At 59.1% G+C, this 13,819-nt stretch carries 11 protein-coding genes; 1 reads left to right on the top strand and 10 read right to left on the bottom strand.

Annotated elements, in window-relative coordinates; translation table 11 throughout:
• Positions 1 to 6: 6 nt before the first annotated feature.
• Positions 7 to 3,036, top strand: coding sequence for a beta-galactosidase, LacZ type (gene lacZ, locus ASB66_RS02650; RefSeq protein ID WP_197433244.1), 3,030 nt, complete (start codon positions 7 to 9; stop codon positions 3,034 to 3,036).
• Here lacZ and ASB66_RS02645 read toward each other — a convergent pair.
• The 10 genes from ASB66_RS02645 to ASB66_RS02600 all read right to left on the bottom strand — a co-directional run bounded on the left by ASB66_RS02645 (position 2,998) and on the right by ASB66_RS02600 (position 13,792).
• Positions 2,998 to 4,410 carry a cytosine deaminase gene (locus tag ASB66_RS02645; protein ID WP_060717290.1) on the bottom strand — a complete coding sequence of 471 codons (1,413 nt, stop codon included), beginning with the start codon at positions 4,408 to 4,410 and terminating at the stop codon, positions 2,998 to 3,000. The two genes, lacZ and ASB66_RS02645, sit on opposite strands and share 39 nt — an antisense overlap.
• Positions 4,411 to 4,477: 67 nt before the next feature.
• Complete coding sequence (locus ASB66_RS02640) at positions 4,478 to 5,380, bottom strand: LysR family transcriptional regulator (protein ID WP_156544955.1); 903 nt, start codon at positions 5,378 to 5,380, stop codon at positions 4,478 to 4,480.
• An 86-nt stretch (positions 5,381 to 5,466) separates the two neighbouring features.
• Positions 5,467 to 6,456: an isopenicillin N synthase family dioxygenase gene (locus ASB66_RS02635; protein ID WP_420094371.1), complete on the bottom strand. Its 990-nt coding sequence runs from the start codon at positions 6,454 to 6,456 to the stop codon at positions 5,467 to 5,469.
• A gap of 121 nt (positions 6,457 to 6,577) precedes the next feature.
• On the bottom strand, positions 6,578 to 7,333 hold the full coding sequence (locus tag ASB66_RS02630; protein WP_060717571.1) for an ABC transporter permease: 756 nt from the start codon (positions 7,331 to 7,333) through the stop codon (positions 6,578 to 6,580).
• 55 nt (positions 7,334 to 7,388) lie between these two features.
• Positions 7,389 to 8,162, bottom strand: a complete 774-nt coding sequence (locus ASB66_RS02625) for an ABC transporter ATP-binding protein (RefSeq protein WP_060717570.1) — start codon at positions 8,160 to 8,162, stop codon at positions 7,389 to 7,391.
• 5 nt (positions 8,163 to 8,167) lie between these two features.
• The gene (locus tag ASB66_RS02620; RefSeq protein ID WP_060717288.1) at positions 8,168 to 9,157 is read right to left on the bottom strand and encodes an ABC transporter substrate-binding protein; all 990 of its coding nucleotides are present in this window, start codon (positions 9,155 to 9,157) and stop codon (positions 8,168 to 8,170) included.
• A 448-nt stretch (positions 9,158 to 9,605) separates the two neighbouring features.
• On the bottom strand, positions 9,606 to 10,706 hold the full coding sequence (locus ASB66_RS02615) for an ABC transporter ATP-binding protein (RefSeq protein WP_060717287.1): 1,101 nt from the start codon (positions 10,704 to 10,706) through the stop codon (positions 9,606 to 9,608).
• Positions 10,703 to 11,530 (bottom strand): carbohydrate ABC transporter permease, encoded by an 828-nt coding sequence (locus ASB66_RS02610; protein WP_060717286.1) that lies wholly within the window; start codon positions 11,528 to 11,530, stop codon positions 10,703 to 10,705. The genes ASB66_RS02615 and ASB66_RS02610 overlap by 4 nt, the downstream gene beginning before the upstream one ends.
• A complete protein-coding gene (locus ASB66_RS02605) occupies positions 11,527 to 12,429 on the bottom strand; it encodes a carbohydrate ABC transporter permease (RefSeq protein ID WP_060717285.1) in 903 nt (300 codons plus the stop codon). The genes ASB66_RS02610 and ASB66_RS02605 overlap by 4 nt, the downstream gene beginning before the upstream one ends.
• A gap of 130 nt (positions 12,430 to 12,559) precedes the next feature.
• Entirely contained in the window at positions 12,560 to 13,792 is a 1,233-nt protein-coding gene (locus tag ASB66_RS02600; protein ID WP_060717284.1) for an ABC transporter substrate-binding protein, read from the bottom strand.
• Positions 13,793 to 13,819: the final 27 nt, after the last annotated feature.

The raw sequence follows: 13,819 nt of genomic DNA, 5'->3' as shown, positions 1-13,819 counted from the left end.
GGACATGTGACGACCAATACTCTGCCTGCCACAGCACATCTCGATTGGCTTTCCGATCCCAAGGTTTTTGCCGTTGGGCGGCTGCCTGCCCATTCCGATCATATCGTCTATCCCGATGAAGCATCCGCTGCGGCGGGATCTGCCTCGCCGCTTCGCCAAAGCCTTGATGGCACCTGGAAGTTCGTCTCCGCCATATCAGCAACTGAGCGCCCGGCAGGATTCCACCAGCCGGACTTCGACCGTAGCGGCTTCGGCGACATAGTTGTGCCTGGCGCCATGCAGTTGCAGGGCCATGGCCAGCCGCAATATGTCAACACCCAATATCCCTGGGACGGCCATGAGGCGCTGGCGCTTGGGCAGGCCGCAGAGAGCAACCGGGTCGGTTGCTATGCCCGGACGTTCCGACTTGACCCGGCCCTTGCCGGACAGCGGATCATTTTGACCTTCGAGGGCGTCGAGACCGCCTTCTACGTATGGCTGAATGGCCAATTTATCGGCTATGCCGAAGACAGCTTCACACCCTCACGCTTCGATATCACCGAGGCGCTGATCGACGGCGATAACCTGCTGGCCGTCGAGGTCTATCACCGCTCTTCCGGTGCCTGGCTCGAAGATCAGGATTTCTGGCGTCTGTCGGGCATCATGCGGCCCGTCCGGCTGGAAGCCTGGCGGAGCCTGCATATCCGCGATCTGTTCGTCACCACGGATCTTGCAGATGATTTCAACAGTGGCTCCCTGCGCTTGCGGCTGGCTCTTGACTTGGCGGAAGAGAGCGCGGGCAGTCTTGCCGTGACGCTCTACGATGCCAAGGGTGAAACCGTCCTAACAACGTCCCTCGATGCCGCAGCCGAGATGGATATCGCCCTGCCCATCGATGCGCCGCATTTGTGGAGCGCCGAAACGCCGCATCTCTACCGCCTGCTGCTGGTCCTAAAGGACAGCAATGGCGCGACGGTCGAGGCCGTGCCGCAGCCGATCGGTTTTCGCCGGTTTGAAATGCGCGATGGGGTCATGCGCCTCAATGGACAGCGGATCGTGTTCCGTGGCATCAACAGGCATGATTTCCATCCACGCCGTGGACGTGCCCTGACGGTTGAGGACATGCTCTGGGATGTGCTGTTCTTCAAGCGCAACAATATCAATGCAGTGCGCACCAGCCACTATCCGAACCGCAGCGAGTTCTACGCGCTCTGCGATCAGCACGGCCTCTATGTCATCGACGAGGCAAATCTGGAAACCCATGGCACATGGTCGGTCGAGACCCTGGACCTGGACAAAGTCCTGCCCGGCGACCGCGACGAATGGCGACCCGCCGTTCTCGACCGTGCCGCCAATATGCTGGAGCGCGACAAGAACCATCCTTGCGTGCTGATCTGGTCCTGCGGCAATGAGAGCTATGGAGGCAGCGTCATTGCCGATATGGCTGATTGGTTCAGGGACCGCGACCCCTCCCGCCTCGTCCATTATGAAGGCGTGTTCCACGACCGTCGTTTCGATGCGCGTTCCAGCGACATGGAAAGCCGCATGTATGCGCGCCCGCAGGATATCGAGGACTATCTGCGCAGCAATCCATCCAAGCCTTTTGTGTCCTGCGAATATACCCATGCGATGGGCAATTCCTGCGGCGGCATGCATCTCTATACCGACCTCACCTATCGCTATGACCAGTGCCAGGGCGGCTTCATCTGGGAATATATCGAACAAGCTCTCTACGGCACCCGCCCGGATGGCAGCGAAGGCCTGCTGTTTGGCGGCGATTTCGGCGACAGGCCAACCGATTACAGCTTCTGTTGCGACGGCATTATCACCGCGGATCGGCAATTGACCCCGAAAGTCCAGGAAATCAAGGCACTTTACCAGCCTGTCCGGCTGATCCCGGACGCGCACGGTGTCAAAGTGATCAATGACAACCTGTTCCTGAACCTCGACGCTTTCTATCTGTCCTATCACCTGCTGAAGGATGGTGTCGCGGTGGCCGAAGGGCGGGCCGATATTGCGCTTGCAGCCCAGGAACAGACCTATCTGCGTCTGTCCGTGCCTGTCACGCAGCAGCCGGGCGAATATGCCCTGCAATGCTCGCTGCGCGAACGCCATGACCGCGCCTGGGCTCCGGCTGACCACGAAGTGGCGTTTGGTGAACATGTCTGGACGGTGGCAGGCGAAAAGCCAAGCCTGGCTTCCCGCCCCCTCACCCGCGCCGAAGGCAGCTACAATCTCGGCATTTCCGATGGCCATAGCCGGACCTTGTTCTGCCGGCGCTTTGGCGGACCGGTATCGCTGGTCAATGCGGCGGGCGTGGAATTCCTGGAACGGCCACCCCTGCCGATCTTCTGGCGTGCGCCAACCGACAATGACCGGGGTGCGGGCTTTGGCTTCAAATTCGGCAGTTGGCGCCGGGCGAGCCTCGACCAAAAGCAGGCTTCCTATGCCTATCGTGACACCGGGGCCGATTATCGCTTTGCCCTGCCTGATAGTGACATGCAGGCCACGGTTTCCTACCGTTATGAGGCAGATGGCGCGATTGCCGTCACCGCCCATTGGCCGGGGGATGCCAACCTGCCCTCGCTGCCGCTGTTCGGCCTGACAATCCCGATGCCAGCAAGTTTCGACCGCTTCCGTTATTATGGACTTGGACCGGAGGAAAATCACATCGACCGCGCCCATGGCGCACGGCTTGGCATTTACGAGCGCGCGGTGGCCGACAATGTCACGCCCTATGTCATCCCGCAGGAATCCGGCAACCGAACCGGCGTGCGCTGGGCCGATCTGTTCGACGCTGACGGCAATACATTGCGCTTCGAGGCCGTGGATATGCCGTTCGAGCTGGGCGTTTCGCCTTATACGGCTTTCCAGCTGGAAGCCGCAGCCCGTCCCTATGACCTGCCGCCAGCCAACCGCACCATCGTCACGCTGATGGCCCGGCAGATGGGCGTCGGCGGTGACGATAGCTGGGGCGCTCTGCCGCATCCTCAATACATGATCGAGCCGGGTGAGCCTTTAACGCTCACCTTCCGGATGAGAGTGATGGCCGGATGAGAGTGATGGGGTGAGAAAGGGCAATTCGATCTCCCGATAGGATGGCAACACTGCCTCGCTGACCCTGCCTGCCCGCACGATCACCCGGTCGGTTTGCGGGCGGGCAATGACCTGGTCCATGGTCCAGGCTTCAAAGATCATCAGATCCGCCGGACGCCCGGCGCCGATGGTTCCAGCGGAAAAGCCGGTCATCGCGGCGGGTTGGGTGGTCGCCAGTGCCACGGCATCGTCATAGGGATGGTCGAGATGCAGAATGCGCACCGATTGGCGCCAGGTATCGACCATGTCATGATCGCCATAGGCAAAAAACGGATCGCGGCAATTGTCGCCAGCAACCGCGACGCGGATACCGGCAGCGCGCAGCTCCTTGACCGGCGTCACACCACGCCAGCGCGGGGTTATACCCTGCGCCCGACCCTGCAAATACATGTTGACGGTCGGCAGCGTGACGATGGACAGTCCGGCATCGACCAGAAGCGAAATCCGTTCGCGGATTTCCGCCTCGCTGAACAAAGCCAGCGAACAGCAATGGCCGCAGGTGACGCGGCCCTCATAGCCATGGCGAATGGCGGCGCGGGCCACATGCGGCAGGGCATCGGCTTTCTCGGCTTCGTCCACATGCAGGTCGATATCGAGATCACGCTCGCGGGCCAGCAAAAATAGGCTGTCGAGCAAAGCATCGATATCATCGAGACCGAGACCATTTTTCCCGGTGCCATGAGTGCCGCCTGAGGCGCGGGTCACCCCGCCCAATAACCCGCCTTGACGCGCAACCAGATCGGCAAGCTGCTTTCCATGGTCGGTACGATAGGCATCCAGCGGCACAAGGCCAACTGCCTGCAACGCGATACGCCCCGCCCAACGGGCCTGCACTTCGTCAAATGTCGCCCAGGTAGTTTCCGCTTGGCCCGCATGGCTATCGAGATGGGTACGGAGTGCGGCAACGCCGTGAGCATCCGCGCAGGCCAGACCGAATTCCATCCGCCGGACCAGATCGTCGTGACGCCAATGGGCCTGCCGGTCGGCTGTCGTTGCCGCGCGGGCGCTGGGATGCGTGCCATCGGAGGCTGGCGCCCGGCTGATCGTATGGCCCTTGTCGAGATGGATATGCATGTCGATCATCAACGGCCAAAGATGGCGGCCTTCCAGATCAATACCACTACCGGTCACGCCGCTTGCCGCTGGCAGCACGGCGGCGACACGTCCGTCGTCCAGCAGAATATCGACCAGAGCACAGCCATCGCGGTCGAGAGTGCTGCCCGGCGGCAGGCCGTCCGCGAGACAGGCGGTTGGCACGCGGGCCTGACGGATAATAATGCGGCCATGGCCGGTGAAGCTGGAACGCGCCAGTGCGCGGACGGAATTTTCAATCATAATCGATCTCGATAGGGCATAAGCCGAATTTCAAGGTGTGGGGACGGCAACATCACCGACACCGTCGTCAGCGGCTGTCTTCCACCATGCGCAGCCGTTCCTGGGCGTAGTGCATGAAGTGGCTGGCAGCGGGAGAGAGCGAACCACGCGCCCGGTGAAGAATGTTCAGTCTTTGCAAACCCGCAGACCCGGTCAGCGGAAGAAAGACCAGTTCTCCGCTTTGCAGTTCGCGGTCCACATCGACACGGTTGAGAAAGGTGACATGCGGCGCGCCATGCACCAGCCGCTTCATCAACTCCATGGAATTGGTCTCGACAACAGGCATCAATTGGGCCTGGGCTGGCGTCAGATTTTCAACCACCTCCCGCAGCGACAGGGTCTTGTCGGCCAGTACCAGCGGATAGATCAGGCAATCGGCAATTCGCACCGTCTTGCGTGTCGCCAAGGGATGGTCGGGCGCAACAACTGCGCCAAGCGGATGCATGAATTCAGCGGCGCGCTGCAAACGGTTATCCTCCGGCAGATTATAGGCCAGCGCCAGATCGGCGGCCCCTGAAGCGACCATATCGCAGACCGCAGAGCGATCTCCGACCTTGATGCGCAGACTGACCTGCGGAATATCGGCGCGGTAGGCGGCAATGATGTCGGCAAGCCTGCCCGCCGCCAGCGTCGCCATGGTGGCAATCACCACCTCACCTCGGCTAAGACCACGCAGAGCCTTGATCTGCACCCGCATCGTCTCATGCGCTTTCAGTGTCTCGCGGATATGGGCAATGAGGATTTCGCCGGAACTGGTCAGCTTCAACCCGCGCGACAATCGCTCGAAAATCGGCGCATCCAACTCCTGCTCCAAATCGAGGATATAGCGATTGATAGCGGAGGCAGCGACATTCAGGGTCTTTGCCGCCTTGCGGATCGAGCCCTGCCGGGCGACTTCGTCGATATAGCGCAAAGCGCGGCCATGAAGCATCAGCGTTCCCGTCGCAGAACAGGGGCGTTTGCCCCTGTTCGCTGTCTGTCTGGCCACGATGGCATCATGGCTCGCCGGGTTCAACATCATTTCCGGGCGAAGTTAGCATTGATGCGCTGCGTCAAGTAATCTCCAGCGGTGATCGCCTCGTATTTGCCAAGCGGACCCTGCATGACCGCGTCACGATTGGCCTGGCAGAAGAAGGGAAGCGACAAGCGGCGGCCCAGATATTCGCCCGGACGCGGCATACGCACACGATGAAGTGTCGATTGCAATTGATCGTCAGACCAGCGCATCAGCATATCGCCGATATTGCAGGTGATATAGCCGTTTTTCGGCGGCACATCCGTCCACTCGCCAGAAGCCGCATCCTTGCCGGGGCAAACCTGCAAGCCGCCCTCGCCTTCCTTCTGGTGCAGGATGGTCAGGCAATCGAAATCGGAATGCGCACCGGCCCGCCAGAATTCGAAATCCTCGGGCTGGGCATTTTCCATCGACATGTAATGGATCAGCCGCTGCGTCGATTGGTATTCCCCGGAGGCCGGATCATGCGCCTTGGTGAAGAAGTCCTCGGCAAAGCCCATTTTGAGGGCAAAGCAGGAGAGAATGCGCATGCCGAGTTCCCAATTCTGCCGCTCGAAGCGCAGCATCTTTTCCTTGAATTCAGGCAGTTCTTCTTCACTCGGCCACAGTCCGCCCATCATCGGGCGAGTAATCTGGTAGCTTTCCTTGTTGTCAGGTGTGCCGGTGGAAGGGCGCACCTGCGCCTTGAATTCCCAGCCGGCATTGGTGCCTTTGGGCATTGGATACTGGGCTTTGACTTCCGCTGGTAATTCGAAGAAGGACCAGGCGGTCTCGAACGCCGCGTCGATATCCTCCTGCGGGATGCCGTGGTTATAAACCTGGAAAAACCCGATACCAACCGAGGCCTCCCACAATTGATCGGCGATCTCTGCCTTGCGATTGTCGAAATCGGCGAGATCGAGATCAATGACAGGCACATCGCGCTCGACGGTCTTGCCGACGCCGCCAATGGTGGTTTCCTTGTTCAATTCGGCAAGGCTGTAGCTTTGCATGGTCATGGCAGTCTCCTTGAGGTTGGGCCGGATACCGGCCGTTGAGGAGCAATGTCCGGGCATGCCCGACTGCTTCTACTCCGAAAAGAACGGGGGATTTTTCAGCCCCCGGCAAAAGGCTTCAGCTGTTCTTCGGCAGGCTCCACGGAAACAGCAGTTTCTGCACAAGCAACACCGCCTGAAACAGGATGAGCGACAAGGCTGCCAGCACGAACAGACCGGCCCAGGCCTGGGGCAATTTGAACAGCGATGTCGAAAACTGAATGAAGTAGCCGACCCCCGCCTCCGATGCGCAGAATTCCGCAACCACCGCGCCAATCACCGCCAGCGTGATCGAGATTTTCAGCGCCGAAAAGATGTACGGTACGGCAAAGGGCAGCCTGATCTGGGTGATCTCCCGAAAGGCGGGCGCCCGCAGGCTTCTGGATAGCTCAATCAATTCCGGCGGCGTCGCGGCAAGCCCGGTAGCCGTAGAGACAACCAGCGGAAAGAACGTGATGAGACAGGTGATCACCACCCGTGGCGCATCGCCCGCCCCCAGCACGACGATGATGATCGGTGCCACCGCCACGACTGGCGTTGACTGGATGACGACCAGCAGCGGATAGAGCGTCTTTGACAGAAGCGGTGAGCGCATCATGACAATGGCCAGCGGAATGGCGATGGCAATCGACAAAACGTAGCCGATCATCGCCACCCGCAGGGTTGCCCAGAGATGCAGGCTCCAGCGATCAAACCCGATGGACGAAAACGCATTGAAGATCGAGGACGGCGACGGCAACAGATAGGATGGAACGGCAAACAGCCGTACAGCCAGCTCCCAAAACAGGATGACACCTGCCAACGACACAAGGGCCGCAAGGCCCGGCAGGCCCATGAGCTTGGAGACCATAGTGCGCAACGGCAGGTGCTGGCGAGTTTCAGCCACCGGCTCAGGCCGCCTGTCGCGTGAGGAGGAGGTCGCGGAGATAAGCGGTAAGGTCATGAATGGCTCTCTCGTTGGCTGTTTCGGGACCACGCGGACGGCCGACTGGCACGACAATATCGGTCAGCACCGTGCCGGGACGGCCAGTCATCACAAGCACGCGGTCGGCCAGCAGCGCTGCCTCATTGACGGAATGGGTAATGAACACCACCGTCTTTGGACGCTGCGTGAAAATCCGCAGCAGATCAAAGCCCATCACCTCTCGGGTCAGCGCATCGAGCGCCGAAAACGGTTCGTCCATCAAAAGGATATCCGGGTCCATCAGCAAGGCCCGGGCAATGCCGACCCGCTGCTGCATGCCGCCGGACAATTCGTCTGGAAGCCGAGAGGCGAAACCCTCCAGACCGACCATCCGCAACAACTCACCCGCCCGCTGCCGCTCCTCGGCGCTCACCCTGCCGCGCTTATGGCGGGCCGGGAACAACACATTGTCCTCGACTGTCGCCCAAGGCAGCAGCGTCGGCTTCTGGAAAACGATGCCGATATCATCGCGTGGTTCGATCACCGGATGGCCGAACACTTGGAGTGAACCGCTGCTGGGCGCCAGAAGCCCAGCAATCATCCGCAGCAAAGTGGATTTGCCGCAACCGGAGGGGCCAAGAATGGCCAGAAACTCATGCCGCGCCACCTCGAAGCTGACATCGCGCAGCGCTTCCGTCTGTCCCGAGCGGGTCGAAAACACCTGACCAAGCCGGTCGAAGCGGATTGCGGGTACAGCCATGATTGTCACTCCGTTGGAATGAAGCTGCGGTTGACCACCGTTTCCGGGTCGAGTTTGGCCGGATCGATGGCTTGAGCGGCGGCAACCCGACGCCAGGTCTCGGCCAGCCGCTTCGGCTCAAACACACCCAAGCCGTCCTTGTCCGTGACCTCGTTGAAGATCAGCGGCAGCGTGTCATTGATCGATCCCTTGACGTCTTCCGACCCCAATTCCGGCACCACACTGGTCACGGAGGTGACGGCGGCATCAGGATTGGCGCGGGTGAATTGCACCGATTTCTTATAGGCGTCGATGAAGCGTTTGGCGACATCGGGGCGCTTGGCCAGGAAATCCTCACTGGCAATCAACGAGGCCGAATAAAGCTCGAGCCCGGCAGCAGACCAAGGTAGCGCGATGATTTCTTTGCCAGCCTGGCGGGCCTGATTGGAATAGCGGGTGAAATCCGTCATCCAGGCAATGATGCCGTCGGCATTACCGGTCATCAGCATCGGACCGAGTGCGCCGGGATCCGCCTTGATCAGCTTGATCGCGGACGGATCGATGGACTGGTCCTTTAGCACCAGTGGCAGATAGACATTGGACGAGGTAAAGGGCGATGTGGCGATGGTCTTGCCCTTGACGTCAGCAACACTGGCGATTGAGCCGCCCTTGATGACATAGAAAGCGTGCGGTCCCTTGTTGAACACCGAGAGAACGCCAACAACCTTCACCCCTTCATTGGCACGGGCCGCCATCAAGGCACCGATATCCGAAACACCAATATCGGAGGAGCCCGCCGCCAGTTTCGAAATCGCCTCGGTCGAGCCTCGGCCCGAGGCAATGGTGACATCCAGCCCGGCGTCTCGACAGAAGCCCTGATGGATACAGACATAAATCGGTGCTTTGTCGCCACCCGGCAGCCAGTCCAGCTGAAATGTGACCTTGTCGGCGGCAAGGGCAGTCCCGGAAAAAAGGCCAAGGGTGAACAGCGTGGACGCAAGCTTACGACGAAACATGGTATATTTCTCCAAGGCTCAGTGTTCGATTTTCAAGGACGGCTGACGGGGGAAAGATGAACCTGGCAGACGTGCGATGGCGCGCCCGCGTCCAAAAGACGGGGTTGTGACGGTGGATTTTCGACAATTGGTGACAAGAATAGCGGCATGGAAGCATCTCTTCGACAGGTTTTACCGTCGAGCAATGCCCAGAGCGTCAGGCTCAGACCGCTTCTACTCGCGTCCAAACCATTTCATGCAAGCACGTATTCTGCAAGAGTTTTAAACAATACATAATTTTGCATACAAAATAGGCAAAAATCAGATCCGCGGCGTGTAGCCTTCAGAACTGAAAGGCTACGATCCTTATATTTCAACAGCCTGCGGCACAAACTTGCCACAAGCAAAGAACCGGCATCGGTCAAAAAATAAGCGCTCTCATAATTAGAACACAACAAGCGGAAAATTCTTATTCCGAACCCACAAAATCCAGCCGCAAACCGGTCTGCGCATCATAAAGATGCACGGTCTGCGGATCGATCCCGACACCCAGCCGGTCGCCGGAGCGCAGGCCGCGACCGCCCGAAACGACAATGGTCAATTCCGGGTCGGTTCTGGTCGTCACATAGGTTGACGATCCCGTCGATTCCACCAGCGCCACATCGACATCGAAAGCACCTTGTCCGGATGGCGCCAGCGACAGGTGTTCCGGCCGCAGGCCAAGCGTCAGTGGCTGGCCTGGCGCAACGCCAACAGCTCTTCCGGCTGGAAATGTCAGTATCTCCGTTTTGCCGACGAAATCGAGCTCCAGACCAAGCCCATCCGGCGACACACGTGCAGGAATGAAATTCATCGCGGGAGAACCGATGAAACCGGCAACAAAGCGATTTGCGGGCCGGTCGTAAAGGTCCAGCGGCCGCCCCTGCTGTTCGATGACGCCATCGCGCATCACCACGACATGATCCGCCATGGTCATCGCTTCAACCTGATCGTGGGTGACATAGACGGAGGTCGCCTTCAACCGGTCATGCAGCAGCCGGATCTCTTTTCGCATATGCACCCGGAGGGAGGCGTCGAGATTGGACAGCGGCTCATCGAACAGGAAGGCCTTGGGATTGCGGATGATCGCCCGGCTCATGGCGACGCGCTGGCGCTGACCGCCTGACAATTCACGCGGATAGCGTTTCAACAGCGGCATCAGCCCGGTTGTTGTCGCCACCGCCTCGGCGGCCTGGCGCGCCTCTGCCTTGCCCACCCCCTTGATGCGCAGGCTATAGGTCAGATTTTCCTCGACCGTCATATGCGGATAGAGCGCGTAGGACTGGAACACCATGGCGATGTCACGCTTGCGCGGTGGCACATTGGTCATCAGATTGCCGGCAATCTTCATTTCGCCGGCGGAAATCTTCTCCAATCCGGCCAGCGACCGCAACAGTGTGGACTTGCCGCAGCCGGAAGGACCGACCAGAGCGACGAAACTGCCCTTTTCAATGGCGAGATTAATATTCTTCAGGGCATGGAAAGCGCCATAATGCTTGTTGACGCCGTTCAATTCGATCTGGATGGTCATTTCAGGGCTCCCGAAGTGAGGCCGGAGACGATGCGGCGCTGTAAAAGAACGAAAATGGCAAGGATCGGCGTCACATAGATCGAGGCATAGGCCATGATCCCGTTCCATTCATTGGTATTGGGGCCCATGAAACTGTTCAGCCCGACGCTGGCCGGTTGCAGGTCCACCGATTGGATCATTGATTTGGAATAGACGAATTCTCCGAACGCCTGCATGAAGATCAGGATGGCGCTGACCAGAATACCATTGCGTGCCAGCGGCAGGACAATGCTGAAAAACGCCCCGATCCGCGAATTGCCATCGACCATGGCCGCTTCTTCCAGCTCGATCGGCACCGTCATGAAGCTGGAACGCACCAGAACCACGAAGAACGGCATGCTTTTCGCCGCCACCGCCAGCATCACGGCAAAGCGCGGCGTGTTCAGCAGGCCAAGTTGCGAAAAGCCGACGAAGATCGGGGTAATCATCAGGGAAGCCGGTAGAACCTGAAGCATCAGGATCAGGAACAGCCCGGCATCGACCCAGCCATTGCGATAGCGTGCCAGCACATAGGCGCAGCCAGTACCGAGAATGCAGATGATGCTGACCGAACCCAGCGCGATCACGGTCGAATTCCACAGATAGCGACCCATATCGCGGCTTTGCCAGACATCAGCATAGACGCCCCATTGCGGATCGTCGGGCCAGAAATGCGGAGGCGTGGCAAACATTGCCGAGCCGGTTTTCAGTGCTGTGACATACATCCAGTAGAGCGGGAAGAGATAGATCGCCGCCATGACGAGGGCGATGGCAAGCATCAGACGGTTACGAACTGTTTCGCTCATCCGCGCACCTCATGACGTGTAGAGCGGACATAAACCAGCGATGCCAGAAGCACGAAGACGGTCATGATCACCGAAACAGTCGCACCCTTGGCGAAGTCATATTGCCGGAAAGACAGGTCCCAGGCCCAATATTGCGCCACATTCGAGGCATTGGCAGGCCCACCGGAGGTGATGGCGGCAAACAGATCGAATTGCTGCAAGGTAAAGATCAAACCCAGCGACACCAGCGCGCCGATGGACGAGCGCATCATTGGCAAGGTGATGGTGAAGAACCGTTGCAACACGGTCGCGCCGTCCAGTTGCGCTGCCTCATAGAAGTCCTTGGGGATGCCTGAAAGCCCGACCGACAGCAGGATCATGTTGAAGGACGTGCCAAGCCAGATATTGGCGATAATCACCGCCCACAGCGCATAGGCCGGATCGGACCGCCAGAAGATATTGGCACTGATCAGCCCGGTTTCGCGCAGCATATAATTGAACACTCCGAAATCACCTGAGAGTATCCAGTTCCAGGTCGCGCCGACGACGAGGCCGGGCATGATCCAGGACACAAGAAACAGGCCACGCAGCCAGGAGGAGCCGGGAAATCCCACCCCAAAGAACAGTGCCAGACCAAAGCCCAGAAGGAATTGCCCGGCAATCGATGCCACAACGAAAATCGCCGTATTGGTGAATATGGGCAGGGTTTCCGGCTGCGCCATCAGGTCGATATAGTTCTGAAAACCGACAAAGGGACGGGAAAAGGTTCCAAGGCTGAACATGTCAACCTCCTGAAAGCTCATCACGATATTATAGAGCAGCGGTAGACCCGACATGACCAGAAGAAAGGCCAGTGGCACCCCGGCCAGACCGAAGTCAAAGCCACGCCCATCGACAATACTCGATACGATCCGTTTCATGAGACCTCTTTTGCTCCATTCGGGGCTCCGTCCAGGGGCTGCATCCTCACAGGAGAGATGCAGCCCCGGCCGGGAGGAAAGGATAGTCATGCCAAGCGCATTGACAGCGCCTGACGCGATGGAACTGATGTCAACCCAGGGCGGCTTTGATCTTTTTCTGCGCCTGGTCCAGCGCATCCTTGGGCGTCATCTGACCGGTCAGGGCCGCCTGGATGGCATCCTGGATCGCCTTGGAGATTTTTGGCCAGGCCGGATGTGGACCGCGCGGCTTGGCATATTTCATCTGTTCGAGAAACACTTGCAGCGCCGCATCCTTCAAGGGCGAACCCGATGGCGGAATGGCGATGTCGGAACGGGCCGGTAGCTGTCCGAAATTCTTGAACATATCCTTGTCCTGGGAAGCAAAGAATTCCAGCGCCTTGAAGGCTTCGGCGGGATGCTTGGTGCTGGAAAAGATCGCCCAGTTGAAATCACCCATGCCGGAAGACCGTTCAGCGCCGGGACTCGGCACCGGCAGGAGGGCCACGCCCCAGTCGAACTTGGCTTCCTTCAGCATACGGTCGATTTCCCAGGGCCCCGAAATCGCCATGGCTGCATTGCCGGAATTAAACGTGCCGGTCGAATCCCACTGGCCGCGGGTCAGTGTATCCGGCGAGGCCAGTTTTTCGGTCATGATGGTTTTCCAGGTCTCCAGCGCCTTTACCGCGCCCGGAGCATTGATATGGTCATAGCCGCCACCGCCCATCTGCGCCCAGGGCAGGAACTGGAACGTTCCCTCTTCACTGGCCTTGGCGGAAAAAGCGAGGCCATAGACGTTCTTGGCCGGATCGTTCAGCTTGCGGGCAGCGGCCAGAAGCTCGTCCCAGGTCTGCGGTGGCTTCAGTGGATCGAGCCCCTTGGCCTTGAACATGTCGCGGTTATAGTAGAGCGCGATGGTGTTGGTGGCTTTCGGCACGCCGAAATAGCGGTCCTTCCAAGTCACAGACGCCAGCGGCCCCGGAAAATAGTTCTGTGGCTTGATCACATCCGACTTGGCGATCATGTCGGTGAGATCGAGGAACGCGCCCCGCGAGGCAAACAACGCATGTTCCGGATTATCGACCGCGATAATGTCAGGCGCTTGACCGGTCGAATAGGCGCGCATGGCTTCCGTCACCACATCATCGAACTGGAGCAGCCGATACTCGATCTTGATGCCATTGTTGAGTGCGTTGAACTGCTTGACCAGATTGGGCGCAGGCTGGATATCCTTGTCGAGCGACCAGAGATTGAGTGTCACGTCGTCCGCCCGGGCGGTCGATGCAAGCGGACAAGCCGTGGCAAGAGCCAGCACAGCGATCAAGGCACGTCTGTTGATGATCATGGGTTTCCTCCTCCGTTTCTATCCCGT

Origin of the sequence: Gillisella vitis (assembly GCF_001541345.2) — a bacterium.
Lineage (GTDB): Bacteria > Pseudomonadota > Alphaproteobacteria > Rhizobiales > Rhizobiaceae > Allorhizobium > Allorhizobium vitis.
The sequence above is the reverse complement of the archived record's forward strand: the minus strand, read 5'-3'. Positions and strand labels throughout refer to the sequence as shown.

Bases quoted from the DNA above. Each gene is read 5' to 3' on its own strand.
- ASB66_RS02645 (WP_060717290.1), bottom strand. From the start codon at position 4,410: ATGATTGAAAATTCCGTCCGCGCACTGGCGCGTTCCAGCTTCACCGGC.
- ASB66_RS02640 (WP_156544955.1), bottom strand. From the start codon at position 5,380: ATGCTTCATGGCCGCGCTTTGCGCTATATCGACGAAGTCGCCCGGCAG.
- ASB66_RS02635 (WP_420094371.1), bottom strand. From the start codon at position 6,456: ATGCAAAGCTACAGCCTTGCCGAATTGAACAAGGAAACCACCATTGGC.
- ASB66_RS02630 (WP_060717571.1), bottom strand. From the start codon at position 7,333: ATGGGCCTGCCGGGCCTTGCGGCCCTTGTGTCGTTGGCAGGTGTCATC.
- ASB66_RS02625 (WP_060717570.1), bottom strand. From the start codon at position 8,162: ATGGCTGTACCCGCAATCCGCTTCGACCGGCTTGGTCAGGTGTTTTCG.
- ASB66_RS02620 (WP_060717288.1), bottom strand. From the start codon at position 9,157: ATGTTTCGTCGTAAGCTTGCGTCCACGCTGTTCACCCTTGGCCTTTTT.
- ASB66_RS02615 (WP_060717287.1), bottom strand. From the start codon at position 10,706: ATGACCATCCAGATCGAATTGAACGGCGTCAACAAGCATTATGGCGCT.
- ASB66_RS02610 (WP_060717286.1), bottom strand. From the start codon at position 11,530: ATGAGCGAAACAGTTCGTAACCGTCTGATGCTTGCCATCGCCCTCGTC.
- ASB66_RS02605 (WP_060717285.1), bottom strand. From the start codon at position 12,429: ATGAAACGGATCGTATCGAGTATTGTCGATGGGCGTGGCTTTGACTTC.
- ASB66_RS02600 (WP_060717284.1), bottom strand. From the start codon at position 13,792: ATGATCATCAACAGACGTGCCTTGATCGCTGTGCTGGCTCTTGCCACG.